We start from the raw sequence: 26253 nt of genomic DNA, 5'->3' as shown, positions 1-26253 counted from the left end.
TGATGTTGCTAGAGGATATATTGAAAAAAGTACAGAATGGCGAACTATCCGTTGATGCAGCGAAGCAACAATTAAGTGCCTTCGAAGATTTGGGTTTTGCTAAAGTTGACCATGACCGCAAGAAAAGACAAGGATTCCCTGAGGTTATCTACGGAGAAGGCAAATCGTCCGAACAGATTATTGCAATAGCTAATGCGATGCTACAACGCAATGATCAAGTACTTATTACACGTATATCTGTCGATAAAGCGAGTGAAGTGCAGCATTCCATTCCGCAGTTGGTCTACCATGAGCAAGCACGGATTCTATATTGGGTGCAAGATTTCCACAAAAAAGATCAGTCGCAACAATATATTGCCATTATTGCAGCAGGTACATCTGATATAGCTGTAGCAGAAGAAGCTGCTGTTACAGCTGAGGTGCTTGGTTGCCCAGTTCATCGGATATACGATGTTGGCGTCGCTGGCATTCATCGCTTATTGTTCCATGCGGAAGAGATTCAAAATGCGGTAGCGTCCGTTGTCGTTGCTGGCATGGAAGGCGCTTTGCCCAGTGTTGTTGGAGGATTAGTATCACATCCTGTTATTGCCGTACCAACTAGTGTTGGTTATGGTGCTAATTTTAATGGATTATCCGCATTGTTAACGATGTTAAATTCTTGCGCTTCCGGTATTAGTGTAGTTAATATAGATAACGGTTTTGGTGGTGGATATAATGCCGCTTTAATTCACAAACTGAGCGAGAGAGGTCAACATAATGAAAACACTTTATCTTGATTGTATAACTGGCATCAGCGGAGATATGTTTATTGGAGCGTTAATTGATGCTGGCGCTGACGCGGCATTCATGCAAGAAGAATTAAAAAAGCTTAATATACAAGACGAGTATACATTGTCTTGGGTAAAAGTAATAAAAAATGGTATTACGGGTACCAAATTTAATGTGAATTTGGTACATGAGCATACACATGATCACGGACATAGTCACACGCATGAGAATTCACATGACCATGGACATAGTCACACGCATGAGCACTCACATGACCACGGACATAGTCACACGCATGAACACTCACATGACCACGGACATAGCCACACCCATGAGCACTCACATGATCATGATCACGGTCATGATCATGGACATACTCACGACCACAGTCATGACCATCGCTCCTACAAGGATATCGTGCATATGATCGAACAGTCGCAATTGTCTGAAGTTGTGAAAGATACATCCTTACGTTTGTTCCGCAAAATTGGTGAGGCAGAAGGATTAATTCACGGACTTCCATTGGACAAGGTTCATTTCCATGAAGTAGGTGCTGTAGATTCGATCATTGATATTGTTGGTGCAGCAATATTACTAGAACAACTTCAGATTGAGGTTATCAAATCGTCCTCTGTTCCAGTTGGCAACGGCAAGATTCATATTGATCATGGTATATATCCAGTTCCCGCTCCTGCTACACTAGAGATCATGCGTGGCATTCCTATTGAGCAGTCAGATATTCGTTCGGAATTGACGACGCCGACTGGTGCTGCTTTTGTTGCTGTACTTGTTAATGAATTTTGTAATCTACCGTCGATGAAGGTTCAAACCGTTGGTTATGGTGCGGGTACAAAAACATTCCCTAAGCACCCTAATGTACTTAGAGTAATTATTGGAGAGTAGTGGATCATTTGTCGTATATGAAGGGAGTGAATAGGATGGATAATAATCATCCACCATCGCATGAGCATGTCGATGACCAAATGTATAAGTTAGAAGTCAACCTAGATGATATTCCTGGTGAATGGCTAGGCTATGTGATGGATTTACTTCTTAATAGTGGAGCGAATGATGTGTACTACACACCGATATTTATGAAGAAAAATAGGCCAGGTACATTATTACAACTTCTTTGCGCTGTAGATAAATTAGAAGCTATGAAAGATATATTGTTTCGCGAAACAACAACGCTTGGCATCCGCTATTACCCGTTAACAGTACATCGCTTAGAACGCGCGTATGAACAAGTAGAAACGGAGTGGGGTACAATCAATGTCAAGAAAGGATTTCACAACGGACAACTCGTTCAGTGGGCTCCTGAATACGAAGATTGTAGAGCGATTGCGGCATCATATCGAATCCCGCTAAAAGATGTGTATGCAGCTGTTAGAAGGCATGAAACCCGTTAAAGGGTGAAAGCGAGTAGTCATCATTATTAGCGATCGCAATGACCTTGATAGGCTGTCTGTATCAAACAATAGTAATGGATGTGAACCACTAGTTCTAACTCAGCATGCTGGGCTAGAACTAGTGGTTTTTGCTACAAATGCCCGAAGCGTGAATAGGCTGTTATTAGCAGTTAACAACTCCTTTTATTGTTCTTCTAATCATTTTGTTGACATAAAACTGTGCTTTGCCTATCTATTTTTATTGTTCGTATCATCTAGGTTCATCTAGTTTCACCGAAGTTGCTTTAACGCTGTGGTGAATACAATTGACGAACACGTTCTTCATCTATAGGAATATGTAGAGATAAGTTTAAGAAATAAGGTAATTGCCATTTTTGTGTGTTTTGTGCTTGACGACTAGTTGGAACAACCCAAGGGGGATAGATCCGTATTGCTCTTTTTCCACCAACACCTTGATGTGATAAAATGTCCTTATCACGTAATACAGAAGATGGAAAAACAAATTGACCAAAGTTGTTGCCTTCGCGAGCACAAATGACATAGAAACTAATCTCTTCAGAAATATCATAAGGCTGTATTGTTCCATTATCATTACGCTCCCAAATCGTTACGAATTGTCCGACTTTGGTAGGCGTGATCTTTGCGATACGAAATCTGATGTTAAATGAGTTAAGTTTAACGTAATACGAGCCATACTCGGCGTTATGTGGTTCTGCTAGAAGTTGAGTGCATCGTAATTCAGGCGTTACGTAGATACGTTCGATCACTTCTATAAGATCACTGTGCAATGTGGTAGAAAGCGTTATTTCGTTATGAATGATGGTGTTGGGGTTCGAAGAGCTTGAGTCTAATTCTATCATTGATGCATTCCTCCACATAATCATATCAAATATAATTTACTTATTTATAATTACACTTTTATTATAGAACATAAGTTCGCACTCTTCAAACTATCATAATAAAACTCAACATCGTTGTCTAAATTCAGATGATTGTTAAGTAGGGATTGACAAACGAATAGAGATCGTATAATATTATCTTAAAGTTAAGATAATAACTTGATGAAGAATACAACATTGTAGCAGCGATATGAAAGATACACATTTTAACACGATTGTTCAATAGTATCATTACTTTAAGATCAGTGATAGAACAGCATTATTCGTTTTACAGGATGTATATCTTAATTTTAAGATTATAAAGCATTACTTATACTAAGGCAATTGATAATTCACAAGACAAACAAAATAGAAATATTGGAGGAATTAATTATGAATCAACTAAAAGGTATTCACCACGTAACCGCAATAACAAGTAGTGCAGAGAAAAACTACGAGTTTTTCACTTATGTATTAGGAATGAGACTTGTTAAGAAAACAGTTAACCAAGATGATATCAAAACTTACCATTTATTTTTCGCAGATGATAAAGGTTCTGCTGGTACAGACATGACTTTCTTTGATTTTCCTAACATTCAAAAGGGAGTACACGGTAACAATGAAATCTTCAAAACTTCATTCCGTGTGCCAACAGATGCTGCTATCGATTATTGGATAAAACGTTTTGATCGGTTGAAAGTGAAGCATTCCGGAATTACTGAACAATTTGGTAAAAAGACTTTATCATTTGTCGACTTTGATGATCAACAGTATCAATTGATCTCAGATGAGTACAATAGTGGAGTAGAGTCAGGTACTCCTTGGATAAAAGGACCTATTCCTCTAGAATTTGCAATCACCGGATTAGGACCTGTTTTCGTAAGAATTAACGATTTCGATCACTTCAAAAAAATGTTAGAAAAAGTAATGTTATTCGAGGAAATTGCTTCAGAAGGATCGAATCACTTATTTGAAGTTGGTGAGGGTGGTAATGGTGCTCAAGTTATTATTGAGCATAATGTAATACTTCCACCATCTCGTCAAGGTTTCGGTACGGTCCATCATGCTGCATTCCGTGTAGCGGATCGTGAAGTACTGGATGAATGGACTGAACGTTTTGCTAATTTTGGTTTCCACACATCTGGTTATGTCGATCGTCATTTCTTCGAATCATTGTATGTACGTGTAGCACCGCAAATCTTGTTCGAATTCGCAACGGATGGTCCAGGCTTTATGGGTGATGAGGAATATGAAACAGTAGGAGAAAAACTTTCTTTACCGCCATTCCTTGAAGGTAACCGTGAGCAGATTGAAAAGTTAGTAAGACCGATTAATACGATAAGAAGCACGATCGAATTTACGAAAGAATACGAGTGATAATATATATTCGCTTTGTTTAGAGGGACAACGATAGTTAGTGTTCATTGTATAAAGGAGTGGAGCTCATGATTACTATTCAGCCAAAGGATCAAAGTGAACGAGATAATTATAAACTGTTAGTTGGATCGATTATTCCAAGACCAATCGCATTTGTAACGACATTATCAGATGCAGGAATAGTTAATGGTGCTCCGTTCAGCTATTTCAATATTGTCTCATCTAATCCGCCTATGGTGTCTATTGCTGTACAACGACCAGACGGACGGTTAAAGGATACAGCTCGGAATATCTATGATCGCAAAGAGTTCGTTGTTCATATCGTTGATGAAGACAATGTTGCAACGATTAATACAACTGCAGCTTCGCTACCTCCAGACGAAAGTGAAATAGAGCTCGCTGGATTATCAGTTGTTGCTAGTCGCGTTGTTAATGTGCCGGGTATTAAGGAAGCAAAAGTTCGAATGGAGTGTAAGCTCGTTCAAGCGATTCCACTTGGGGGTAATCAAGAAGGAATAGCAGGTTCGGATCTATTCATCGGTGAAGTCGTCATGTTCCACGTTGCAGAAGGAATTTTTGAAGAAGGTAGAATTGATGCCGCTTCATTGAAAGCTGTGAGTAGATTAGCAGGAGCTAATTATGCTAAAGTTGGTGAAATCTTCACTATTGAAAGACCCCAATGAATCAGATTCAACATCTATACTAATCCTGCTCAAATGGAGAAAATATTAAAATGTACTTTGAACGCATCTGGATTAATATAATAACAGTTAAGAAGCTCTTGCTAATCGCAAGAGCTTCTTTCGTATACTAATTCGTAGATTCATTACGCAGACGCAGATGCCGCATGAAAGTCTCAGCAGCTATAGATAGCTTAGTATGTTCACGGACAGCAAAACCAATACTACGAGAAGGCAATGAACTCTTTACTTTAAGTTCGAATAACGTTCCTCTTTGCAATTCTTCCTGCACAAATGAACGACTGATAAAGGTAGCCCCATAGCCTAATCGCGCAAATTCTGATAATAACTCGATACTGCCTAACTCAATATCAGGAGTAACAGACAGCCCTTTAGCGGCAAACCACTGATCGATGAAAATTCTAGTACTGCTACCAGGGGATAATAGAATTAAGGGGATCTCAGCAAGCTCTTGTATCGTAATTAAACGAGTGGACCATTGTTGATAAGCTTCGCCGACGACAAAAATATCTTCAAGCTCCACCAGCGTTTGAATATTCAATTCTGGATCATCAATCGGCATATGGACTAGTGCAAAATCAATTTCACCTTCTTTTACCCGTTTCGTAATTTCGGGAGTTTTCCCACGTGATAAACGAATTCTAATTGTAGGATATTGATGATGAAACGTATTCAGCTGTGGAAGGAGCAGATGCTTAATTAGCGAATCACTTGCACCAATTCGAATTTCACCTACATTAAGCTGTTTGAGATTTTGAAGATGCTTCTGCCCAGAATCAAGCATTGCAAACGATTGCTCGACATATTTCAGTAAAGCTTGTCCTTCTTCGGTTAACTCTACCCCTTTAGAAAGCCGATGAAATAATTTAACATCTAAAGCTTCTTCCATCTGCTTAATAGCATAGCTTACAGATGGCTGTGTAATATGAAGCTGCTGTGCGGCCTTCGTTAGATTTTTATGCTGCGCAGTATACATGAAAATTCGATACCATTCTAAATTAATCATTTGATATAGAACCCCTCTATGACAGGATGGCTAAATTGTGATTTCACTTATTTCAAGTATCTCATTATAATAAGGATATATCAACATTACAGTAGTCAATCAAGAAGCTAATCAAAAAGTAGAGCAGATGCTTTCGAAGTAACTTTTTGTTGCAAAAGAAGCTTATTCAGAGGAAGTTACAAAAAGTTTTTGGGAGGAATAAACAATGGCTGGGAACACATTTGGAGAAAATTTTAGAATTACAACATTTGGGGAATCACATGGTAAATCAGTAGGGGTTATCGTTGACGGCGTAACACCTGGGGTAGAAATAGATGAAGCTTATATTCAAAAACAAATGGACAGAAGAAAGCCAGGTCAGTCTTCTGTTACTACTCCACGTAAAGAATATGATATCATTCAAATTCAATCGGGAGTGTTTGAAGGTAAAACAACAGGAGCGCCGCTTGCAATTATGCTTCACAATCATGATATGAAATCAGAAGCATACAGCGAAATTCAACATTCATTCCGACCAGGTCACGCAGACTTTACATATTTACAAAAGTACGGCATTCGTGATCATCGTGGAAGCGGGAGAGCGTCGGGTAGAGAAACAGCTGGTCGTGTAGCGGGTGGTGCAATTGCTCGTAAGTTGCTTGAAAATCGTGGTGTACAAGTTGTAGCCTATACGATTCAGATCGGTGATATTAAAGCAAACTCATTCAATGAAGAGTTTATCGAGCAAAACCCGGTACGTACTTGTGATCCTGAAGCAGCTCAGCAAATGATTAGTAAAATCGAGCATCTCGCTTCAGTTGGTGATAGCTGTGGTGGTATTGTAGAATGCCGTATTCGCGGTGTGGATGCAGGACTTGGTGAACCAGCATTTGATAAATTAGATGCAGAATTAGCTAAGGCAATGCTTTCTATCGGTGCGGTTAAAGGAATCGAGTTCGGCGCAGGCTTTGCTGCAGCTAGTATGCTAGGTAGTGAGCATAATGATGCAATGAATAAAGATGGTTTCTTAACAAACAATTCTGGTGGTATTGTCGGAGGAATTAGTACTGGTCAAGAAATCGTTTTACGTATTAGCGTTAAGCCAACTTCATCAATTTCTGTAACACAGCAAACGATGAACGAGCGTGGCGAAGAAATTGAGATTAAAACTGAGGGCAGACATGATCCATGTATTTGCCCGAGAATTGTGCCTGTCGTTGAAGCAATGGCATGTCTCGTAGTAGAGGATCTGTACAAGCGTCAAGCGGCAGTACGCTACTAGAAATCGCAAAGTATAAGATTGTGTAATATTCTTTGAATGCCTATGTCCCGTTGCGGATATAGGCATTTTTGTCCATTGAACTGGCTAGAATAAAGAGTTGATTCGTAAAATACAATGTTAATAAGTGATGATATAGTATAAAATGGTAATAATTAGATGGAATGATGATTCACCGTTCGTGGGACGTATGCTCTGTAATTGCTGTTTGATGATATAATGACTGCTTTTTCAATACGAGATACCTTTGAACTACAAGTATCAATAAAGAGGAGTATCCAATGATGTACGAAAAATTGCAATCCAAAGATGCAAGTAACTTGAAAAGTCTAACAAGTCCATATCATTCTCAAGAGCAGCAAGAGCATACAATCACCCCATCATTTGACACTAACATGATGATGCGTCTGCAACAAAGTATGGGGAATACGGCGATGCAGCATATGCTACAAAGTATGTTCTCAGAAAGTAATGACACAGAGTCCGATAAAGTACTAGATGAGATGAATGAACAGGATTCTACTCCAGAGAACGTACTGAGGAGAATAACTAAGTTAGAAGAAGAGGACCAAGAGAGCCAAGAGAATCATTTGGAAGCTAAGTCAATATCGGATATATTAGCGATGGCTCCTGCTTCTTCAACTAGATCGCGTGATGAAATGGAACGAGATATTCGGCTTGCCCAGTTAACTGTAGACAAAGTAATTGCAGAAAGTACGAGTTTAGATGAGGTTAGCTCCTATTTTCCGCTGCTGCAATTGCGGTTTGGATTGAAAAACATAGAGCTACAAGGAGCAGGCACACCTGTTGCACAAGTTGCTATGGAGATTAATCCTAAGGCGGCTTGTATATTATCGAATGCTGGTGAGATTGTTTTGAATAAAGGTGAATCTTATAACTTGCCTGAGAAACAGGACGTAAAGTTCAAAACTGGAGTAAGCTCCTCAGGACATACATGGGCAACTGAGATGATTGCTAACCAACTAGGTCCTAATCATCCTCAAGGCTTCGGTCCTACGGAACAACGTGCATTAATGCGGCATTTACCTACTAACCGTAAAAACCATCCTGGTCTTGAGAATAGATATATTCGCGGTCATTTACTTAATGACAGTCTTGGTGGACCAGGTCTCGAACAGAATATGTTCCCAATTACAGAAAGAGCGAACAAGGATCATGAGTCCTATGTGGAGAGTGAGGTAAAAGATTGGGTCAATAACTTAGGATATTTTGTATATTACCATGTCGAAGTGAAAAATATCCGAGAAACTTTGGATGTATCAATATATGATGATGCAAACAACTTTGTAGATGCTGAGTTGCATTGCGAAGCATATGTACTTTCTGTAGACGGTAGTCGCTCTAAGTCGAAGCGTTATATTAATCGTATTATTAAGTCGGAGCATGCTGTTCATAGTGTGGTAGCAGATAAGCAAGAAACAACATTACGTGGAGTTAATGATCCAGATAATTCTCACAAAAAAATAGTTGATAAAAGGTTAGTTGAGCTATCCGTAACGAAAGATAAGGGTGAGAAAGGTTATGATACCGTAATTCCAGAAGTGGCAGATGGAATTATAGAATTTTTTGAAGAGTTTAAGCAATATATTACGAAGGATCAAATCATCTATTCTAAATTAGCTCAATTAATTGGACCTAACTTGAATAGAGTTACATCGAGTAATCTGAGTTTGGTTTTTCAAGCGATCGTTTTGGATTCTAGTGACGGTAAGCAGACGGCGGGGGATATACAAGGTAGCAACTTTAGCAAGGTCGGTATTTGGAACCATATTACAAATGAGCTTAGTAAAAAGAAAGATGTAATTTCTGATTTGCTCGATAACTTAACGAGCGTCATCGATTTGTATAATGATTTTCAAGAGGGTGAAAAACAATGGCTATGTAAAAATGTATATGGCTGTTATGATAGAATGTTACTTCACCGGATGCTAGATGATTATGAAAATGTTGATGAAAAAATTATAAATATGAGACACAAGATGAACGAACAGGGTAAGGAAGATGCTGAGTTCAGATACGAACCCCAGAGTGATAACTTAGCTTATATGGAAGGCTATAGATCGGTGAATCAGTCGACTAAAAAACAGAAGAGATAAAGTAATGACCAACCAAATGATCAAAATACATAATATTCTTGACATACACCAACAACCCTGTATACAGGGTTGTTGGTGTATGCATTTGTATACAAACTGCAAAGGGGAAATGTTGAAGTTGAAGGAACAAAGTATATTAAAACCATATTTTAAAGAGACGTGGCGCATTTACTTATCGTCAGTTTTATTACATGCAATGGCTAGTATCATATTCGCTTGTTTCCCTAAAGTACTCGGAGAATTCGCGGATCAACTATCGTCAGGAGGTTTAATATCACATGATATTATGCGGTATAGCTTATTACTACTGCTTATAGGTGCAGGTCACGTACTCATCGGGGGTTACGGACAATATCTCATCATGTATGTTGGCCGACTGTTTGAATATATGACTAGGCGTAGACTGTTCTCCCATTTCTCTGAGCTGAGCGAGCACTATTATTCCAAAAATGGTACGGGCAAGATGCTGAGCTATTTTATGAATGATGTTACAGGAGTTAGGGAATCTATCTCTATGGGTGTTAACCAGCTTGCTACGGGAACAATGCTTTTATTTTCATGTATAGGTGCGATGCTCCTCAGTGATATTCCGATCTATCTAATAGCAGCAACTGTCGGGCCATTATTTCTAATTCCATGGATTGTGACACGTATTGGTCCCGCAATTCGCCAGCGATCACTGAAAGTGCAGCAATCGCTTGCTGCAATGACGGAGTCAGCCGAGGAGCAGTTCGGTGGTATTCGGGTTACAAAGAAATTTGCGGTTGAGCCTCTCATGATCAAGCGCTTTGAAGCAACGGTCGACCGGATTCGTGATAATCAACTATCACTTGTACGCATGTCCTCACTTTTCCAAGCGATCATACCCTTTTTAGGCTCAATGTCCTTAATTATTGCGTTAATGCTCGGAGGTTATTTAACGATTACTGGAAAGATCACACTCGGAAATTTTGTTGCTTTAACGCTATATGTACGTATGCTGATGACACCACTGCAGCAAATTGGTAATGTCATTAATGTTGTGCAAAGATCACGTGCGTCATTGCAACGGCTGAACGAATTGGTCGCTGTTCAACCGGATATTGTTGAATCAGAAGAAGCTGTAGATGTCGAGTTAGATCGATTCCCAGTACAGATCCAAGATCTCACATTTTCATATCCAGCAGCTTCTCAGCCTGCTTTGCGGGAGATCAATCTTGTCATTGAGCCTGGTATGACACTTGGCATCGTTGGTCGTACTGGTAGTGGCAAGACAACGCTTGTCAAGCTGCTGCTGAGAACCTATGAAGCAACTGAGCGTTCAATCCAGATTGGAGGAACGGACATTCGCAACATTAAGCTTAATAGTTTGCGCAGTCAAATAGCTTATGTACCACAAGATGGATTTCTCTTCAGCACAACGATTGGAGAAAATATTGCTTTCGCCAAACGACAAGCCAAGCAAGCCGAGATAGAAGTAGCCGCACAACAAGCACAAATGTATAACAATATTATGGAGTTTCCTGATCGCTTTGAGACGAAGTTAGGGGAACGTGGTGTTACCTTGTCGGGTGGACAACGTCAGAGAACGAGTCTTGCGCGAGGATTCATCAAACAGGCTCCACTCATCATATTAGATGATAGTGTCAGTGCTGTAGATTCAGTCACTGAGAATGAAATTTTACAGACGATTCAAGAAGAACGCCACGGTAAGACAACCATTATTATTGCGAACCGAATCAGTTCTTTGAAGCATGCAGACCTTATCATCGTTATGGAAGAAGGGCGAATCATTCAACGAGGCAAGCATGAAGAACTACTAGCGGAGCCAGGACAATACGCTACGCTTCATGCGATTCAAGAGGAGGGAAGTACGCATGCCACATTCATCTAAGCAGCGAGATAAGGAACATATTTCGGAACAAAGCAAGAAGCCAAAGCAACAATATCGATCTGCCTTTCGGATTTTGGGTTCCTATGTGGTACCTCATAGGTTCACATTTTTCTTGGTCGTAATCTGTACCATAATTGCTATTGCTTCGGAATTATTCCAACCTTACTTAGTTAAAGTAGTGATCGATGATAATCTGATGTCAGGTAAGAATGAATGGGGTAGTATACTTGTCATCTGCTTGATCTACTTCGGATTGTCGATATGTGGATTTATATTCACCTATTTGCAAAATAATCTATTACAGTTCGCAGGACAAAGTATTGTCGCGAAGATTAGAAAGCAATTGTTCGAACATATTACAAAGCTATCCATGTCTTATTTCGATAAAACGCCGAGTGGCAGTCTGATCACACATGTCTCAAGTGATACCGAAGCCGTGAACCAATTTTTTAGTCAAGTGTTGCACACATTGCTACGTGACGGTCTTACGTTGATTTTCATTTTGATTATGATGTTTCAGTTAGATGCAACTCTAGCAATGTATTGTCTAGTTTTGCTGCCGATCATTGCAATTATTGCGATTTCATTTCGTTCCTTTATGCGCAAAACGTATCAGATGGCACGCACACGACTATCCCGTCTGATTGCGTTCGTAGCAGAAAATTTATCAGGAATGAACTTGATTCAAGTATTTCAACAACAGAGAGCACAGGCAGAGCAGTTCGAGGAACGAAATGACGCGTATTTCAAATCTAATATTCGTGAGATACGTACACATGTTGTTTTCAATAAAACTTTTGATCTTCTAAGTAACCTAAGTATCGCATTCGTGACATGGATGGGTGGTAATGCAGTCCTTGGCCAAACACTAGAATTTGGGGTTCTATATGCTTTCATAACCTATATTCGCCAGTTCTTCCAGCCGATCAATGCGATTACCCAACAATGGAATACATTACAGTCGGCAACGGTTGCAGTGAATCGGATATGGGGAGTGCTCGATCTGAAGCCAGATATCATGGATCATCCGCAGCCTAATCAAGTTGAAATGGAATCAGTACAAGGTCGCATTGATTTCAACCATATCACTTTTGCGTATGGAAACGGTTCGCCGGTCTTTCATGGACTTGATCTACATATCCGTCCAAGCGAGATGATAGGCATCGTTGGTACAACTGGTGCAGGTAAAAGCTCGCTTATGAGTCTATTGTGCAGGTTCTATGATGTGCAAGAGGGTAGTATCCACATTGACGGTATTGATATTCGAAGGATGCGACAAGCGCAGCTACACCGAATTGTCGGTCTAGTACAACAAGAGCCTTATTTGTATGCCGGAAGTATCATTGATAATGTGCGTATGTTCGACGAAACCATCTCTCGAGAAGCGGTAATAATGGCATGTGAATTCGTTGGTGCTGATCCAATGATACATCGAATGAGCGATGGTTACGATACGAAATTGTCAGAGCGGGGGAGTGGGTTGTCAGCAGGCGAACGGCAACTATTGTCATTTGCTCGTATCATTGTTTTCCGTCCAAAGATCCTTATTCTGGATGAAGCAACTGCAAACCTTGATTCACAGACTGAGCAACTTATTCAACGTGCATTACATGTAGTCTCTGAAGGGAGAACAACGATGGTCATTGCACATCGGTTATCGACAATTATGCATGCCGATCGGATTATAGTGATGCGTCATGGTGAGATCGTCGAGTCAGGTACACATAAGGAACTACTTGAAATTCAAGGTTTCTATGAGGAATTGTATCGTCATTCACAAAATGATGCGAAGATAGAGGGAATTAAGCCAGCGGCTAAAGTTTTGATAGATGCAAGTAGATAAGGACCGTACATCATTATCCCTAACTAAGCTAAGCTTTGCAGTAAAGAAACTAACATACTGAATCCTTTCGCCAATTAACTGACGAAAGGATTTTTTTATGAAGAGGTATATGTGATGTAATGATAATTTGTTGTGTCTCGACGCAGAACATATGTTCTGTGTCGTTAAAAAGGGCATTTTTCATAGAGTGAATATCGTCAGATTACGAAAAATATACGTTGAAAGGTATAATAAGATGTAGTATTAAGTTTATTTTCATTAATATGGAAGTAATGCGATTAAAAATTATTTTGGATCTATAAGAACATTTGTTCTGTTTTGTGGAAAGTAATGATAAAAACTAATCTAAAGTTGCTTGTAATAATTTTGCTCATCATATCCAAAGTTAATTCATGCATAAAAAGCATAACTTCAAGTCTTATCGGCATTGCACATGATTGGAATGATGATTTTTGATAGTGAAACCAGCTACCATACTAGCACCCAAGAATGATTTATGATTATTATATGTAGGTACCGAGGTAGGTGGCAGAAAACTATTAACTGATATATAGCGAGTCATTAAGTCTGCTCACCAGAAGTACGTGTCGAAAGTATAACCGTTTTTTCCGTAGAATGTTAAATTACCGAATGTTACAGAAGGTTGAATGACAGAACTTTGGCCAGAATCAGAAGGATTAGTCGATGCTGCAGCGGATACATAGTTTGGGGTAGAATAGGCAAACTCATACAAAACGAATATGTAATCATAATGCGAAATAGTGTGGTAATGTGATATCTAAAATTGACTATAGTCCACAGTATTAAGTTCTGAAATTTGGTAATTAATATATTTAGAAAGCGATGGATTACAGTGAAGGTTGTAAATTTAAATTAACGAGAAATACAATTACGATGAAATTTCAATACAAAATAACTATATGAAATTCTGAAAGCATTGTACTAAAGGATTTGAATAGTAAAATAATAATTAAATGAACAAAGACAATAGTTAAACGAAATCCAATTACAAATATCGTTGATTGAAATGAATAAAGTAAGGTGAGACACAGCAATCAAATATATAGATAAAAGAAATGTGATAGAGACATTTACACATATAACGAGACCAAGAAAACATATTTAATGAAGCTATATCTTTTAGTGACACTACTTTTGCACAAAACTCGTATTTTGTACATATGTATATGAATCAACTTAATCCCTTTATACATAAAGATTTATATGGTTTTTAGAGAATTTCATTTAGTGTCAATAACATGTTTTTTAATATACTTTCTATCTACAGGACATTTTTCTTTATGTGCGATTTCATTCTCTATTAATTCATTTTGCAAAAAGAGCACTTACCCTTTTCTGGTTCCCAATTTAATTTAATTTAATGCTCATTATTAGTCTCTCCTTTATACAACTTAGTATTCATTATGTAGCCTGATAGCATCGTACTGCGCATTAATATCTCCTAGTACATTAGTCATATAAAATATGTTATGCCCTTTCATCTTCAACTAACTATGCAAAAGATAAGGGTAATAACAGGAATAAAGCCATACTGAGGTCCAATAGTTAACGCAATTCCACCCAACATCAATCCTATAAGACCATAAGGGTTTTGAGTTGTTTCTCCATCAATATATTCTTTGTCATCATTGGATAAGCCCTCTTTCTGTCCCCTATATGTCGATGACTTTCATTCTATTTAGGAATTCGATTGTTTTTTTTAATGTTTCCATACATTTCCTCCTAAATGCTTCGTTAGTTGAAGTACATTCATATCTAAAGATAAAAAGGGAGCTGAGATTATATTTCTAGCTCCCTTTAGTCTGTGTTTGTAACAAGTCCTTAGTTGATTTTTTTAAGGAAATTACTTGTGGCATCACTGATATCTGTAACATGAGTTTGATAGAATACATGAGAGCCGTCAATAATTTGGGACTCAGCATTTGCACCAAGTCGATTCAAGTGATCTTTTTGGAGCTCTTCTCCATTTTTCACTTGTTTTTGAGCGTATGAGGATATTAGTTTCAGTACAGGCACTTCTGAAGGGAAGACGATGCTGTTTACCTCATTGATGTTGTCATTTGAACTCAGAATCTGATTATTGATCGTATCGTTGAGTACATGATAAGAAAATAATTGATGATCCCTGATTTCTTTTTCAGTATAGCCATTTTCAACTGTTTGAGTAGAAGGTTGCAATCCAATGATGATTCGACTTAATCCAGTCTCTTGCAGTAACGTACTAAAACCATACATGATTTTTAAAGTTTTGGGGTCATATACGAAAGAATATAATTTAGATTCCATTTTCACTGTTGGAGTTGTGTCCAGCATAATAATTGCAGAGACTTCTTCAGGATATTTTGATGCATAATATTCGCTATAAACTCCGGACGCAGAATGCGGCATTAAGACATACGGCGGCTTCATATCAGCCTGTGATAATGCTGTTCTGATTTCTTCCATATAATTTTCATTTGTTCGCGGTGTATCTGTTTCGTCACTAAACCCAATTCCAAAATATTCAACAGTCACTACAGTATAGTCTTTCGAGAGTTCTCTCATTAAAGGACCAAAATCTGCACTTGGCAAAGGCGCCCCGGTACCCGGTAACAAAACAATGGTTTTCTCTCCCTGTCCCATTGAATAGACATGCATGTTCTGATTGTTTACTTCTACCATTTCTCCGTAAGGCGAGATCGCTTCTAGCTCATTTGAAAAGAATATTTTGTTGATTGCAAATCCTATTATATTCAGACAAACAATTATTCCTAAGATCCATGCAAAAACATACATTATCTTTTTACCTTTTTTCTTTTTAATTTTACTCATATGATTACTCCTTTTGTTTATTTACCCTTAATACGATTACGTTCGTCTAATCGTTCACTCACAAAAAAATAAATAAAAAAAATCTCAGGAATTTGATCCTGAGATTTTTCTATTAAATATTTTTCTTACAAAAATAAGATAGATAATAAGATACGTTGGAAATTGAATAAGGCCTAGAAAGCCCCATAGCCAAGCATTGTGTCCCCTCTTCCGTGCATCCCAAAACATCCATGAGCTCTGGCAAATCAGAATGAATGCAATCACGACAAATAACGGAAGAGGTGTGCTACTTAGTTCGTTTAAGTTCATTCATTACTGACCTTCTTTCTGCTTTTGTTAAGAGCTAAGGGTAATAAGATAATTCCCACAAGCTGAAAATAAAGAAAAATAACTGGCTGACGATAAACGACAGCTATCAAAACCGAAAGCACAAATACTGCAACAGAAATAAAAGCGAAGAGGTCTTTCCATTGTTTTTTTCGTATTCTATTTTTCTCTAATTCAACATTCTGTTGAAACCATTGTAAGTTTGGAGTAGATACTGGATTCCATTGATCCAGTTTTTCTAATCCATCTCTTAATTGCTTAACCGTTAATTCGTCTTCATCATCCAACATAGAATTACTATTTTTAGAATCATACTCCTTCAAGTTCAGCCATCTCCTTTCGTACACGTTTTAGACCATTAGAAACTCGAGATTTTACTGTTCCTTCTGCAATACCCATCATTTTTCCAATTTCCTCATATGAATATCCGTAATAATGCTTTAACACGATTGGCATACGTATTTCTTCATTAATTTGAGCAAGTACATCAAGTACATCAGTCCATTCTTCGTTCATATTGGCTGCATTCCATTTCACTTTTCGGAGCGCTTGTTCCTGCTCTAGCCATTTTCTCTCCAGCTTCTTTCTACGCTGTTGATCGATAAAAAGGTTCGTTGCGATTGTGATGAGCCATGAGGAAAACTTGGATTCACCATTATATAGTTGGATTTTTTCAATACACTTCATCATCGTCTCTTGTGTTAAATCTTCTGCGATTTGTGGATGAAGGGTAACTTTCATTAAATACTTTACAAGGAACGAATAATTTTGTTGTAGCAGTTTCGAAAGAGCCAATGTATCTCCTTTTTTCGCCTTTCGAATTAAGTCCTTTTCATCCATGAAATCTACTCCATACAATTATGATCTATATGTAATACGACTAACTGGGAAAAATCGTTCATTTTCAAAATAAAGAATCGCAACAAAAACGTTTAGCCACCTATTAATATTTATTAAGTTTACTTGAAAGTTATATATTTGACCAAAAACCAAAGTATTGTTGCTCATTCAACGAGTTCAAAATACTTGTTTAATTATTATAGTATATCAAACTACTCACATGATTTGTTTAAGTATGTCTTCTTTAACTGACCTGCCCCGTCAGTTGAAGAAAGGGAGAACGTTGTTCTCCCTACGCAGCTAACCATACAAGTTCTTGTCCTGAGCAAAAGACAAGAACTTGTATGGTTAAATAAAAAAAGCCTTGCTATGCAAGACTTCTTATCCATATATGTTGTTGTCCTCCGACATATCTTATTAATTTGATATGTTGTATTTCTACTGCTTTTTTATCTTTCTCCGATCCTTGTTTTAATGCCAAGCAAATTCCCCTCACCATAATAATCAATACATATACCAGACCTCATACCGAAGTCTTAATCCAGTACGAGGTTTCTTTATGTTTACCTTAGTGTTGTAATTTAACCCTCTAGCATTGCATTAATTGGATGCGTGTGCTTGATTTCATTAATGGATAAGAATAATTCGTAGTTCCCAAATTCTAGAATTCTATCTAATAATGCATTTAATGATTCTTGCACAGCTACTTTTACTTTTAGATGGTAGCATCCCCCACCTGAAATACGATATGCTTCAATTACTTCTTTTTGACTACTTATGAATTGTTTAAATACCTCATGGTTCGTAGTTTTCATATAAATAATGATAAATGCGGTATAAGTGAGTCCCAGCTCTATTTCATCTACCATGATAGTATAATTCTTAATAATACCACTATCTTCTAACTTTTTGATCCGATTCCCTACCGCTTGGCCTGACATGTGAATCATTTCGCCGAGATCTTTCCACTGAATGCGAGCGTTTTTCGTAAGTAGTTGAAGGATTTGAAAATCAATATTATCTAATTTCATAGTAACTCCTTTCATTGTGAAACAGGGTTGTCTTAAACACTTTCACGAACTTATCGATACTTATTCTATTATTTTGTATAATTACATTACAGTTATAGTTTACTATAACAATAATAAAATGAGGTGATTTGATGAATACTGCATTAATTATCATTGATATTCAAAATGATTATTTTCCTAATGGGAAAATGGAGTTAAACAATCCTGAACAAGCTGCAACAAATGCTGCAAAAGTTTTAAATTGGTTCAGACAAAATAATAAAGACAATATTTTTCATATTCAACATATTGCACATGACCCTTCTGTAGGCTTCTTCCTACCGGATACAGATGGTGCTGAAATTCATTCAAGTGTAGCACCTTTAGATTCTGAAGACATTACAATTAAATATGCACCGAATAGTTTTTTTAATACGGATTTAGAAATAAAGCTAAAAGAAAAAGAGATTACAAAATTAGTTGTAGTTGGTATGATGACACATATGTGTATCGATAGTACAGTTCGCGCTGCTGCTGATTTAGGTTTTGAAGTTACACTTCTAGAAGATGCATGTACAACAAGAGCTTTAAGCTATAACAATATCGAACTAACTGCTGAACAAGTTCACTTTTCATATATAGCTGGCATTCATAACATTTTTGCACAGGTTATTTCAACAGAAGCCTTTTTAAACCAAAACTAATATTGCAAGATAAAAAGACTGGGATTAAGCTTCCAGTCTTTTTATCTTGTTACCTATAATTAATCTTCAAATGCTCTATTTTGTTACATTATTTTGCTAATTTGAACAAGCTGCTCTAATACCTCAGCCATATCTCCGTCAACACCGATCGATTTAGATGAAATTATCTCAGGAATATACACTTGTCCTTTATTCAATGTAATATAAGTCGCATTTTTCTCATGATATGCCAATTCCATAAATGGGGCTTTAATTAATTGATTTCTTGCCCCTACACCTAATTCCAGTAGGATTAATTTCTTACCACTGGCCTGCTTGATAAAATCCTGATAAGCTTGAAAGCTAGCTTGCCATGCCTGGCCCTTTAGAAAATCCCGATCGACTTCTACATGGACTTGCATCTCTCCACCACATTTTGGACATTTCGGTATAAGTTCCGATGGGATACGTCCACATTCCTTTTGTTGATACATTTCACTTAATACTTCTTCGCCTGCATAAATATGATCATGACAGGCATGTTTACATTGCAGATGATTACTATTTCCTTCTATTTCAAAAAGGCGTTCCTTTTCGAATCCTGCCATCATTAAATGCCCATCTGTATTAGATGTAACCATAAAATAATTTTTATCTTTCAGAAGTTCATAAAGACTCTTCATGACATTACTTATTTCCTTCTCTCTTGAAAAGTAGGCATAGATGCTACTAGAAAATGCCCATTTTTCTTCAATGGTAGGAAACCGGAAAAAGGCCCCTTGGACAATATTACAAATCCCATATTTATCACGAAATTCACTAAAGTACTCTAAAAAAACATCATTTTCTGCGAAGATATGGAAACCTTCAGAAATTGAAAGCCCATTACTCGCACCAATTAGAACAGCATCTGCTTCATTCATCTGTTTTATTATTTCTTGATACTCGTCTTTCATAAAAGTCCTCTCAATCGAAAAATGTCGGTCAGCCCAATTTTTCTTGATTTATTTGTGATTGCTATCTCTTTTAGTTTTCTCATTTACAACATTTTGGAAAAATTGTGCGATATCCTCTTGAATAGCCAACCCTTTTCCAGTTAGCTCTCTTGGAAGTAGCGCGTCTTTAGGGTTAACTGTAATATAATAAGCATCTGGAAAAGTATATGTCATATTCCAAAACGGTTCTTTTATAAACATTGGCGTCATTTGACCAACACCTAGCTCTAAAAATAGAATTTTCTTGAATTTATTATTCGTAAGGTACTTATTGTATTTCATCAATTCCTTCTTAAACGCTTTCCCTTCTAAAAATACATAAGAGCGTACCCAGGGCTCCATGTCCCCTCCACATTTCAGACATTGTGGAATTAATTCAGTTGGAATAGCCGTTCCCTCAATTTGTCTATACATATCTTTAATGTGTTTTTCATTATAATAAACCTCATCATGACAACGCTCTGCACATTGAAAATAACGTAAATCGCCTTGGATTGAGGCCACTTGGTCTTCAGGGAAAACTTTAGTAAATTGTGTGTCTTGGTTTGTTGTCACCACAAAAAAATCTTTATCCTTAAGGATTTTTGAAAGGTCCAGGTAAGGAGCACCTGGAGCCAAATCGTAAATAGATTTGATTTGAGTAGCTAAATACGCCCATCGCTCTTCTTTCGTTGGAAAAGGATAATAAAAGCCATCAAAAATATTTGTAATACCGTATTTCTCTGCAAATTTACCGAAGTAATTTAAAAATAACGGTCCTGTTTGATAAAAGCTGTAGCCCGCCGCTTCCGACATACCTGCAGCGCCACCTACTACAATCACCTCAGCTTCTTCTATTTTCGTTAATAATTCATTTATATTATCTTGATATTGTTGGTTTAACATATTTTTCCTCCGGTTTAATTTATTTATAAAAAAGGCTTATATTAAAACGTTACTTAAAAATTTTAGTAAACTAATTTTAGTTCTGTTTTTCAATAGCCTTTACTTCTTACTGAATGAAGTATATATTTACATACATCTATAAACAAGTATGCACTTTATTGACGCATACTATCTTGGAGGATAGTGTAACTATGAAATTAAACGATGATCTACTTGAAGAAAAAGACAAATCAGCTGATCACCAAGAGCCTTATTTTGGTTACACCCTTTCTATTATTAGTGGTAAATGGAAGTTACTAATCATTTATTACTTATCTAAAAATGTCGCAGTACGGTATAACGAATTACAACGAATGATTGGGAAAATCACTTATAAAACGTTAAGCACAACGTTAAAAGAGATGCAAAGTGATGGATTAGTATATCGTAAAGAATATCCACAAATCCCACCAAAAGTTGAATATAGCCTTACGAATAAAGGAAAAACTCTTTGGCCTATTCTTCAAGAAATGTGCCAGTGGGGCGAACATAATCATGACTAAAAGGTACGATACTAAGACGAATCGAATGACGCATACTATCCCCTTAGATAGTATGCGTCATTAAAGTGCATACTTGTTTAATGATGTATGTGAATATATACTTCATTGAGATAGAATTAGAAGCTATTGAAAAGCAAAAATAAAAGTCATTTTTGGCACTGGAAATTTATGCTTTACTAATGTAGCCTTTGTTTAGAAAAGGAGGATTTGAAGATGTTTCTAGCAAATGTATTGGATGATTCTGATTACCGACCTATAAAAAAACATTATGAACGATGGTATATGTTCATGGAGCTACATGTAGAATTTTGGTTGCCGGATAGCGAATGGCATACGAAAAGCCATTGTGCTAGGGTGCTGTTGCTGGCACTTCTCATCGGACATCAAAAAGGTCTGAGTAACGAAGAAAAAGATGCACTCGGAATGGCAGCAGTGTTCCATGATTCTCGACGCCTTGATGATGGGATTGATAAAGGTCATGGTAGTCGTGCAGCAAAGTATTACAAAGATTATTGTCATACGCATGATTTGTCCTATGATATACAAAGCTATTACATTACTTATTACCATGACCAGGATGATACGCTTGGTTTGTCAGAAATCCAAAAGTCCCCTGCGCTCAATGAACGGGGAATACTGCTGTATCAAATTTTCAAGGATGCTGACGCACTTGATCGTTTCCGTTTGGGTCCTGATGCTTTGGATGTAAATTTTCTTCGGACTGAAGAAGCACGTCAACTTGTTAGCTTTTCAAAATATCTCTTACAGAAAAGTAATGAAACGAATAATTCGTAAATATTGAGAGTAAGATTACTGAACTCCTCTCTCTCTTTTCTAATGGTTTAATTATCAAGTAAAAACCTCCACTTCAGGCGCGGATAGTTATCGATATATGTTCTTGTCCTCCGACATATACTAACGCTTAAAAAAGAAATTAATTAAAGAATAACTGTCCTAAAAATAGTCACAGGACACAGCCATCAAATAAATGATTGCTGTGTCCTGTGTGGTTACTAATCGTAAATATATAACTAACTGCAGCAAGAAGAAGTTGTTGTTGGAATAGTCGTACAACAGCTTTCTTCCTTTTTCTTTGGTGAATTATTAATACTACAAACACCTGTCTCTGGTAAATCAAGTTCGACTTTCTCTGCAGCCTCATAATCCCCCGAAAGATATGCTACAACAGATCTTACTTGTTCATAACCGGTTGCCATAAGGAATGTTGGAGCACGACCATAACTTTTCATACCTACAATGTAAAAGTCCTTTTCTGAATGTCGCAGTTCTCTTTCACCGTGAGGTCGAACTGTACCACAACTATGAACATTTGGATCAATAAGCGGCGCAAGAGTCTCTATGCTTTCTGTTGCTTGATCTATATTAAGTCGAAGCTCTCGCAAGAATGAGAAGTCCGGTCGACTACCTGTATTGACAATAATCTCATCAATCCCTTGTAAGTCCCTACTCTCTGTTTTGTATGCACCATGAATAGTCATTTTACCAGCTTCTCGACTTAGCTTTTGGATTTTAAATGGTGTAACTACCTGGATTTGTTCGGAATTAACCAATTGATGAATTCGACTTCCTAGCTCCCCTCTTGCTTCAAGTTGATCATTCGCTTCTCCACCATATGCGTCCTCTACTCTGTTCTTCCTCATAATCCACATGATATTCATTTCTGGATTAGTCTCTTTTAACTGAGCAAGGTCTAATAATGTATTTAAAGCAGAATGACCACCACCGACTACCGCTATGCTTTTCCCTATAAATCTTTCCTTATCTTTTCCTTGTACATTTGGGATGCCATAATAAATATTCGAACTCAGAGATTGTTCTTCATTCGTCAAGATACCACTTGCATAGAGGGGATTGGAGTGTCCCCACGTGCCTGTTGCATCGATTACTGCTTTGGCTTCATAACGTTGTATTGTACCCTTCTCATCAGCATAAATCACGAAGGGATTGCTATCTCGAAGTTGAGATTTCATTTTATCTGTGTCTTTTCTGCTTATGCCTATTACTTTAGTATTTAGAATAAGTTGAGACTTAATTTCCTCAAGATTAGCTAAAGGAAGCAAATATTGCTCCAATAATTCTTGCCCCGTAGGTAATTCATCAGGAGAAGGAGCACTCCAACCTTGTTGGGACAATAACCTTGCTGCTGCTTTATCCACATTGTATTGCCACGGAGAAAATAAACGTACATGCCCCCAATCCGATATGTTGTTTCCTACATGTGTGCCTGATTCTAACAAGATGAACTTCTCCCCGCGCTCCACTAAATTCGCTGCTGCAGCTAAACCAATTGGACCTGCTCCAATGATTGCAACGGGTAATTGATTCGATTCTGTTGTAGGTTGTATATTAATCTCTTGCTTAATGGAAGGCGATGCACAGCAAGATTCTGTTTGTTTAAGTTCGATGTTTTTCATTTTGTTATTCCTCCAGTATAATCGTTATTTTTCGTTATAAGCTTTATATAAGTACCATAATAACAGGTTGTTATATTTTTTTATGAAGTATCTATCTCCAATTACTTAGTTGCAAATTTTACGAATGATTTTTTTTGCAATAATCTTAGCATCCCCCCCTGTTCCTCGGATGGTTGCAGAAGCACTTTTACTTGCATTTTGCAAGTAAAATCGAAAAATAAATGGAGTAATGTCGACATCACCCCATTGGTGTACAACACATTTTGGACTTTAGCATACTTTCGTTGAGTAGTTTTAGGGAATGCATTACGTTTTCCTTATCACTATCATTCATGAATGAAAATACGTCTTCTAAATAATCATCCATCATATGATCGATGGCACCTGCAATAAACTTACCTTCAACGGTTAAGTTTAATATATAGACTCTTCTATCTTCAGGTAGAGCTGTCTTCTTAACAAGGCTTTTTTTAATTAAAGTTTGAACTTGTCTACTGAACGTAGTGATATCCATTCCTAGTGTCTCAGCGACCTGTTGCATGGATGGTTGACTCTGACGATCAATCTCATAAAGAATATGACTTTGAATTAATGAAATATCGTTATTCCCTATGCTACAACAGTTTTTATTAAGCAAACCAAAGCGCCGAGCCATGATTTGTAGCAATTCTCTAGGATTGTTCTCCATCGTCTTCACCTCTTACTATTAGTGTAAAACACAAACTTGCAGTTTGCAAGTATTTTTCTAATAGTGATAATTCAATTGTCAGCAGAAAATGTAATATTATACTGACCCTAGAAATTGAAACAGCGGCAGTAAAGGACGAGAAAATAAAGTCCTAGACTGTCGCTGTTTTATTGAACTAACGTTCCTCGTTAGTTCAATGAAGGTACATGGATTCGTAATTTATGAATTGAATACTTCTCTATTTGCTTTAACAACATCATGAATGGAAAATGTACCACCTGAAGCTACCAGCTTTTCCATCACCTTATCGCGCAGAAATGGGGCTTTTTCTTTATTCGCTTTAGTTAAGGCTATGGTTAGTTGCTCTTTTGTAAGTTCGGTGCAGTACGCAGGGGTTCCTGGCTGTTGTCTCCACGAATCGCTTAAAGAACCACTATCTACAGCGTCGAAGCCTAGATCGTTTGCGACACCCATAATTATTTGTTTATGGGATAGGTCATCACCAGCAATCGCTATGGCAATGCGTCCATGAGTCCCTTCGGGAGTTCCATGATGTTCTAACGTATAGGCTAAGAAATTGTTGAAAGCTTTAATGATAGGTCTACCTAAATGTTTGGATACCCAAACACTTTCAACCATCCCGTTCTCAATTTCATCGATTTTACCGCTCATTTGAGGATAATAATTTGAAGTGTCTACAACGACTACTTCCTCCCCAACTTTATCTATAATGTTGCGAATGCTTGGTACCGCGTGGAAAGGGATCGATGTTATAAGAACATCTATATTTGTAATGACGTCTTCTACACTCACAGGTGTTCCTGTAAGATTTTTCCCTTCCAAATGTCTAATTCCTCGAGCATCTGCAATTTTCACATCATGTCCATTTTCAGTTAATTTTTTTGAAATATTTGACCCGATTGGTCCTGCACCTATAATTCCAATTTTCATTTTCTTTCCACCTAATTATGATCATATTCTGAGAGCTATTGCTTCTTTATTTCTATATCTCCTTGTAAATCAATTTAATTAATAATAGTTTATTTTTTAGCAAATCCTTGTTTGTTTAAATAGTCCATCATTTGAGGCTGAATACTTCTTTGGAGATGATCCTGGATATGGTCACTCCATCCTTTTACTTTTTTCACTGTAAACGGGGCTTTAATGGGGCGACTTTCATAATATTTCAGCATGTTTTCATCGTAGATGGCTAATTTCTCTGTATCCAATGATTGATACTGGTTTTCAAGTAAAACCATGGATTGGGGCAGTCGCGGCTTGAGATCAGGTTTATCTCCAACTGGAATACCAATACATAATCCCACTAAAGGAATCACATATTTAGGTAAATTCAATACATCAGATATTTCGGTAATATTTGCTCTAACCCCACCAATAAATACACCGCCAAGACCCATGGATTCGGCCGCAGTTAACGCATTTTGTGCCATCAGCCCAGCGTCGAATGAACCGATTAATAGAAATTCAATATATTCAATATCCACATCTGGGGCAATTTGATGATTCCGGTTAAAGTCTGCACAAAAAATCCAAAACTCTGCTGCTTCTTCGATATACGGTTGATTGACAGAGAGTCGCATTACTTTTTTTCGAAGATCCGGATCTGTGATTCTAATAATAGAAACTGCCTGAAGAAGGCTAAAAGATGAAGATTGATTAGCTGCTTTAAAGATTGCATTAACTTGTTCCTCTGTCAGTGGTTGATTTGTATAAGAACGAACAGATGTATGATTATGAAGCAATTCAAGGGTATTATTTATTTATA

Annotated in this window: 24 protein-coding genes; 12 read left to right on the top strand and 12 right to left on the bottom strand. The window is 37.4% G+C overall.

Annotated elements, in window-relative coordinates; translation table 11 throughout:
- Positions 1-5 precede the first annotated feature (5 nt).
- From larB to larC2, 3 genes are read left to right on the top strand one after another with little or no spacing between them, the layout of a single operon-like run.
- Positions 6-776 (top strand): nickel pincer cofactor biosynthesis protein LarB, encoded by a 771-nt coding sequence (gene larB, locus AC1TO5_RS00755; protein WP_482061791.1) that lies wholly within the window; start codon positions 6-8, stop codon positions 774-776.
- Positions 757-1671, top strand: coding sequence for a nickel pincer cofactor biosynthesis protein LarC (gene larC, locus AC1TO5_RS00750; RefSeq protein WP_482060875.1), 915 nt, complete (start codon positions 757-759; stop codon positions 1669-1671). The genes larB and larC overlap by 20 nt, the downstream gene beginning before the upstream one ends.
- A gap of 35 nt (positions 1672-1706) precedes the next feature.
- A complete protein-coding gene (gene larC2, locus AC1TO5_RS00745) occupies positions 1707-2177 on the top strand; it encodes a nickel pincer cofactor biosynthesis protein LarC2 (RefSeq protein WP_482060874.1) in 471 nt (156 codons plus the stop codon).
- Between the two features lie 284 nt (positions 2178-2461).
- Here the strand turns inward: larC2 and AC1TO5_RS00740 are convergent, their stop codons facing one another.
- The gene (locus tag AC1TO5_RS00740; RefSeq protein ID WP_482060873.1) at positions 2462-3037 is read right to left on the bottom strand and encodes a MepB family protein; all 576 of its coding nucleotides are present in this window, start codon (positions 3035-3037) and stop codon (positions 2462-2464) included.
- Positions 3038-3448: 411 nt separating this feature from the next.
- On the opposite strand from AC1TO5_RS00740, the gene AC1TO5_RS00735 reads away from it, so the two are divergent.
- A complete protein-coding gene (locus tag AC1TO5_RS00735) occupies positions 3449-4432 on the top strand; it encodes a ring-cleaving dioxygenase (protein WP_482060872.1) in 984 nt (327 codons plus the stop codon).
- Between the two features lie 68 nt (positions 4433-4500).
- Positions 4501-5115 (top strand): flavin reductase family protein, encoded by a 615-nt coding sequence (locus tag AC1TO5_RS00730; protein WP_482060871.1) that lies wholly within the window; start codon positions 4501-4503, stop codon positions 5113-5115.
- Between the two features lie 127 nt (positions 5116-5242).
- Here AC1TO5_RS00730 and AC1TO5_RS00725 read toward each other — a convergent pair whose 3' ends face one another.
- A complete protein-coding gene (locus AC1TO5_RS00725) occupies positions 5243-6139 on the bottom strand; it encodes a LysR family transcriptional regulator (protein WP_482060870.1) in 897 nt (298 codons plus the stop codon).
- 205 nt (positions 6140-6344) lie between these two features.
- Here AC1TO5_RS00725 and aroC point away from each other — a divergent pair, with 205 nt between their 5' ends.
- The 4 genes from aroC to AC1TO5_RS00705 all read left to right on the top strand — a co-directional run bounded on the left by aroC (position 6345) and on the right by AC1TO5_RS00705 (position 13230).
- Entirely contained in the window at positions 6345-7400 is a 1056-nt protein-coding gene (gene aroC, locus AC1TO5_RS00720) for a chorismate synthase (RefSeq protein ID WP_482060869.1), read from the top strand.
- 278 nt (positions 7401-7678) lie between these two features.
- Positions 7679-9514 (top strand): hypothetical protein, encoded by a 1836-nt coding sequence (locus tag AC1TO5_RS00715; RefSeq protein WP_482060868.1) that lies wholly within the window; start codon positions 7679-7681, stop codon positions 9512-9514.
- Positions 9515-9632: 118 nt separating this feature from the next.
- On the top strand, positions 9633-11387 hold the full coding sequence (locus AC1TO5_RS00710; protein ID WP_482060867.1) for an ABC transporter ATP-binding protein: 1755 nt from the start codon (positions 9633-9635) through the stop codon (positions 11385-11387).
- A complete protein-coding gene (locus tag AC1TO5_RS00705; protein ID WP_482060866.1) occupies positions 11371-13230 on the top strand; it encodes an ABC transporter ATP-binding protein in 1860 nt (619 codons plus the stop codon). Before AC1TO5_RS00710 ends, AC1TO5_RS00705 begins: the two co-directional genes overlap by 17 nt.
- A gap of 1842 nt (positions 13231-15072) precedes the next feature.
- Here the strand turns inward: AC1TO5_RS00705 and AC1TO5_RS00700 are convergent.
- The 4 genes from AC1TO5_RS00700 to AC1TO5_RS00685 all read right to left on the bottom strand — a co-directional run bounded on the left by AC1TO5_RS00700 (position 15073) and on the right by AC1TO5_RS00685 (position 18260).
- Entirely contained in the window at positions 15073-16062 is a 990-nt protein-coding gene (locus tag AC1TO5_RS00700) for an alpha/beta fold hydrolase (RefSeq protein ID WP_482060865.1), read from the bottom strand.
- A 305-nt stretch (positions 16063-16367) separates the two neighbouring features.
- The gene (locus AC1TO5_RS00695) at positions 16368-16712 is read right to left on the bottom strand and encodes a YxlC family protein (RefSeq protein WP_482060864.1); all 345 of its coding nucleotides are present in this window, start codon (positions 16710-16712) and stop codon (positions 16368-16370) included.
- Positions 16699-17229 carry an RNA polymerase sigma factor SigY gene (gene sigY / locus AC1TO5_RS00690; protein ID WP_482060863.1) on the bottom strand — a complete coding sequence of 177 codons (531 nt, stop codon included), beginning with the start codon at positions 17227-17229 and terminating at the stop codon, positions 16699-16701. Before sigY ends, AC1TO5_RS00695 begins: the two co-directional genes overlap by 14 nt.
- Before the next feature lie 581 nt (positions 17230-17810).
- Positions 17811-18260, bottom strand: coding sequence for an Lrp/AsnC family transcriptional regulator (locus AC1TO5_RS00685; RefSeq protein ID WP_482060862.1), 450 nt, complete (start codon positions 18258-18260; stop codon positions 17811-17813).
- A gap of 131 nt (positions 18261-18391) precedes the next feature.
- On the opposite strand from AC1TO5_RS00685, the gene AC1TO5_RS00680 reads away from it, so the two are divergent.
- Positions 18392-18943 carry a cysteine hydrolase family protein gene (locus AC1TO5_RS00680; RefSeq protein WP_482060861.1) on the top strand — a complete coding sequence of 184 codons (552 nt, stop codon included), beginning with the start codon at positions 18392-18394 and terminating at the stop codon, positions 18941-18943.
- A gap of 83 nt (positions 18944-19026) precedes the next feature.
- Here the strand turns inward: AC1TO5_RS00680 and AC1TO5_RS00675 are convergent, their stop codons facing one another.
- The gene (locus tag AC1TO5_RS00675) at positions 19027-19878 is read right to left on the bottom strand and encodes a Sir2 family NAD-dependent protein deacetylase (RefSeq protein WP_482060860.1); all 852 of its coding nucleotides are present in this window, start codon (positions 19876-19878) and stop codon (positions 19027-19029) included.
- A gap of 48 nt (positions 19879-19926) precedes the next feature.
- On the bottom strand, positions 19927-20802 hold the full coding sequence (locus AC1TO5_RS00670) for an SIR2 family NAD-dependent protein deacylase (RefSeq protein WP_482060859.1): 876 nt from the start codon (positions 20800-20802) through the stop codon (positions 19927-19929).
- A 191-nt stretch (positions 20803-20993) separates the two neighbouring features.
- Between AC1TO5_RS00670 and AC1TO5_RS00665 the strand changes: the two genes are divergently transcribed.
- Both AC1TO5_RS00665 and AC1TO5_RS00660 read left to right on the top strand, forming a co-directional pair.
- Entirely contained in the window at positions 20994-21344 is a 351-nt protein-coding gene (locus tag AC1TO5_RS00665) for a winged helix-turn-helix transcriptional regulator (protein ID WP_482060858.1), read from the top strand.
- 213 nt (positions 21345-21557) lie between these two features.
- Positions 21558-22139, top strand: coding sequence for an HD domain-containing protein (locus tag AC1TO5_RS00660; protein WP_482060857.1), 582 nt, complete (start codon positions 21558-21560; stop codon positions 22137-22139).
- A gap of 236 nt (positions 22140-22375) precedes the next feature.
- On the opposite strand, the gene AC1TO5_RS00655 is transcribed toward AC1TO5_RS00660, so the two are convergent.
- The 4 genes from AC1TO5_RS00655 to nfsA all read right to left on the bottom strand — a co-directional run bounded on the left by AC1TO5_RS00655 (position 22376) and on the right by nfsA (position 26248).
- Positions 22376-23779, bottom strand: a complete 1404-nt coding sequence (locus AC1TO5_RS00655; RefSeq protein WP_482060856.1) for an NAD(P)-binding domain-containing protein — start codon at positions 23777-23779, stop codon at positions 22376-22378.
- Positions 23780-24017: 238 nt separating this feature from the next.
- Entirely contained in the window at positions 24018-24467 is a 450-nt protein-coding gene (locus AC1TO5_RS00650; RefSeq protein ID WP_482060855.1) for a MarR family winged helix-turn-helix transcriptional regulator, read from the bottom strand.
- Positions 24468-24686: 219 nt separating this feature from the next.
- Entirely contained in the window at positions 24687-25418 is a 732-nt protein-coding gene (locus AC1TO5_RS00645; RefSeq protein WP_482060854.1) for an NADPH-dependent F420 reductase, read from the bottom strand.
- A gap of 89 nt (positions 25419-25507) precedes the next feature.
- Entirely contained in the window at positions 25508-26248 is a 741-nt protein-coding gene (nfsA, locus tag AC1TO5_RS00640; protein ID WP_482061790.1) for an oxygen-insensitive NADPH nitroreductase, read from the bottom strand.
- Positions 26249-26253: the final 5 nt, after the last annotated feature.

This window comes from Paenibacillus sp. Y930 (assembly GCF_056786375.1).
The sequence above is the reverse complement of the archived record's forward strand: the minus strand, read 5'-3'. Positions and strand labels throughout refer to the sequence as shown.

What these genes read in the sequence shown, in the direction of transcription:
- AC1TO5_RS00705 (WP_482060866.1), top strand. Translation starts at nt 11,371, where the DNA reads ATGCCACATTCATCTAAGCAGCGAGATAAGGAACATATTTCGGAACAA.
- larC (WP_482060875.1), top strand. Translation starts at nt 757, where the DNA reads ATGAAAACACTTTATCTTGATTGTATAACTGGCATCAGCGGAGATATG.
- AC1TO5_RS00685 (WP_482060862.1), bottom strand. Translation starts at nt 18,260, where the DNA reads ATGAAATTAGATAATATTGATTTTCAAATCCTTCAACTACTTACGAAA.
- larC2 (WP_482060874.1), top strand. Translation starts at nt 1,707, where the DNA reads ATGGATAATAATCATCCACCATCGCATGAGCATGTCGATGACCAAATG.
- aroC (WP_482060869.1), top strand. Translation starts at nt 6,345, where the DNA reads ATGGCTGGGAACACATTTGGAGAAAATTTTAGAATTACAACATTTGGG.
- AC1TO5_RS00715 (WP_482060868.1), top strand. Translation starts at nt 7,679, where the DNA reads ATGATGTACGAAAAATTGCAATCCAAAGATGCAAGTAACTTGAAAAGT.
- AC1TO5_RS00725 (WP_482060870.1), bottom strand. Translation starts at nt 6,139, where the DNA reads ATGATTAATTTAGAATGGTATCGAATTTTCATGTATACTGCGCAGCAT.
- AC1TO5_RS00675 (WP_482060860.1), bottom strand. Translation starts at nt 19,878, where the DNA reads ATGAAAGACGAGTATCAAGAAATAATAAAACAGATGAATGAAGCAGAT.
- AC1TO5_RS00665 (WP_482060858.1), top strand. Translation starts at nt 20,994, where the DNA reads ATGAAATTAAACGATGATCTACTTGAAGAAAAAGACAAATCAGCTGAT.
- AC1TO5_RS00680 (WP_482060861.1), top strand. Translation starts at nt 18,392, where the DNA reads ATGAATACTGCATTAATTATCATTGATATTCAAAATGATTATTTTCCT.
- AC1TO5_RS00660 (WP_482060857.1), top strand. Translation starts at nt 21,558, where the DNA reads ATGTTTCTAGCAAATGTATTGGATGATTCTGATTACCGACCTATAAAA.
- AC1TO5_RS00650 (WP_482060855.1), bottom strand. Translation starts at nt 24,467, where the DNA reads ATGGAGAACAATCCTAGAGAATTGCTACAAATCATGGCTCGGCGCTTT.
- AC1TO5_RS00670 (WP_482060859.1), bottom strand. Translation starts at nt 20,802, where the DNA reads ATGTTAAACCAACAATATCAAGATAATATAAATGAATTATTAACGAAA.
- AC1TO5_RS00655 (WP_482060856.1), bottom strand. Translation starts at nt 23,779, where the DNA reads ATGAAAAACATCGAACTTAAACAAACAGAATCTTGCTGTGCATCGCCT.
- AC1TO5_RS00735 (WP_482060872.1), top strand. Translation starts at nt 3,449, where the DNA reads ATGAATCAACTAAAAGGTATTCACCACGTAACCGCAATAACAAGTAGT.
- AC1TO5_RS00730 (WP_482060871.1), top strand. Translation starts at nt 4,501, where the DNA reads ATGATTACTATTCAGCCAAAGGATCAAAGTGAACGAGATAATTATAAA.
- sigY (WP_482060863.1), bottom strand. Translation starts at nt 17,229, where the DNA reads ATGGATGAAAAGGACTTAATTCGAAAGGCGAAAAAAGGAGATACATTG.
- AC1TO5_RS00740 (WP_482060873.1), bottom strand. Translation starts at nt 3,037, where the DNA reads ATGATAGAATTAGACTCAAGCTCTTCGAACCCCAACACCATCATTCAT.
- AC1TO5_RS00645 (WP_482060854.1), bottom strand. Translation starts at nt 25,418, where the DNA reads ATGAAAATTGGAATTATAGGTGCAGGACCAATCGGGTCAAATATTTCA.
- AC1TO5_RS00700 (WP_482060865.1), bottom strand. Translation starts at nt 16,062, where the DNA reads ATGAGTAAAATTAAAAAGAAAAAAGGTAAAAAGATAATGTATGTTTTT.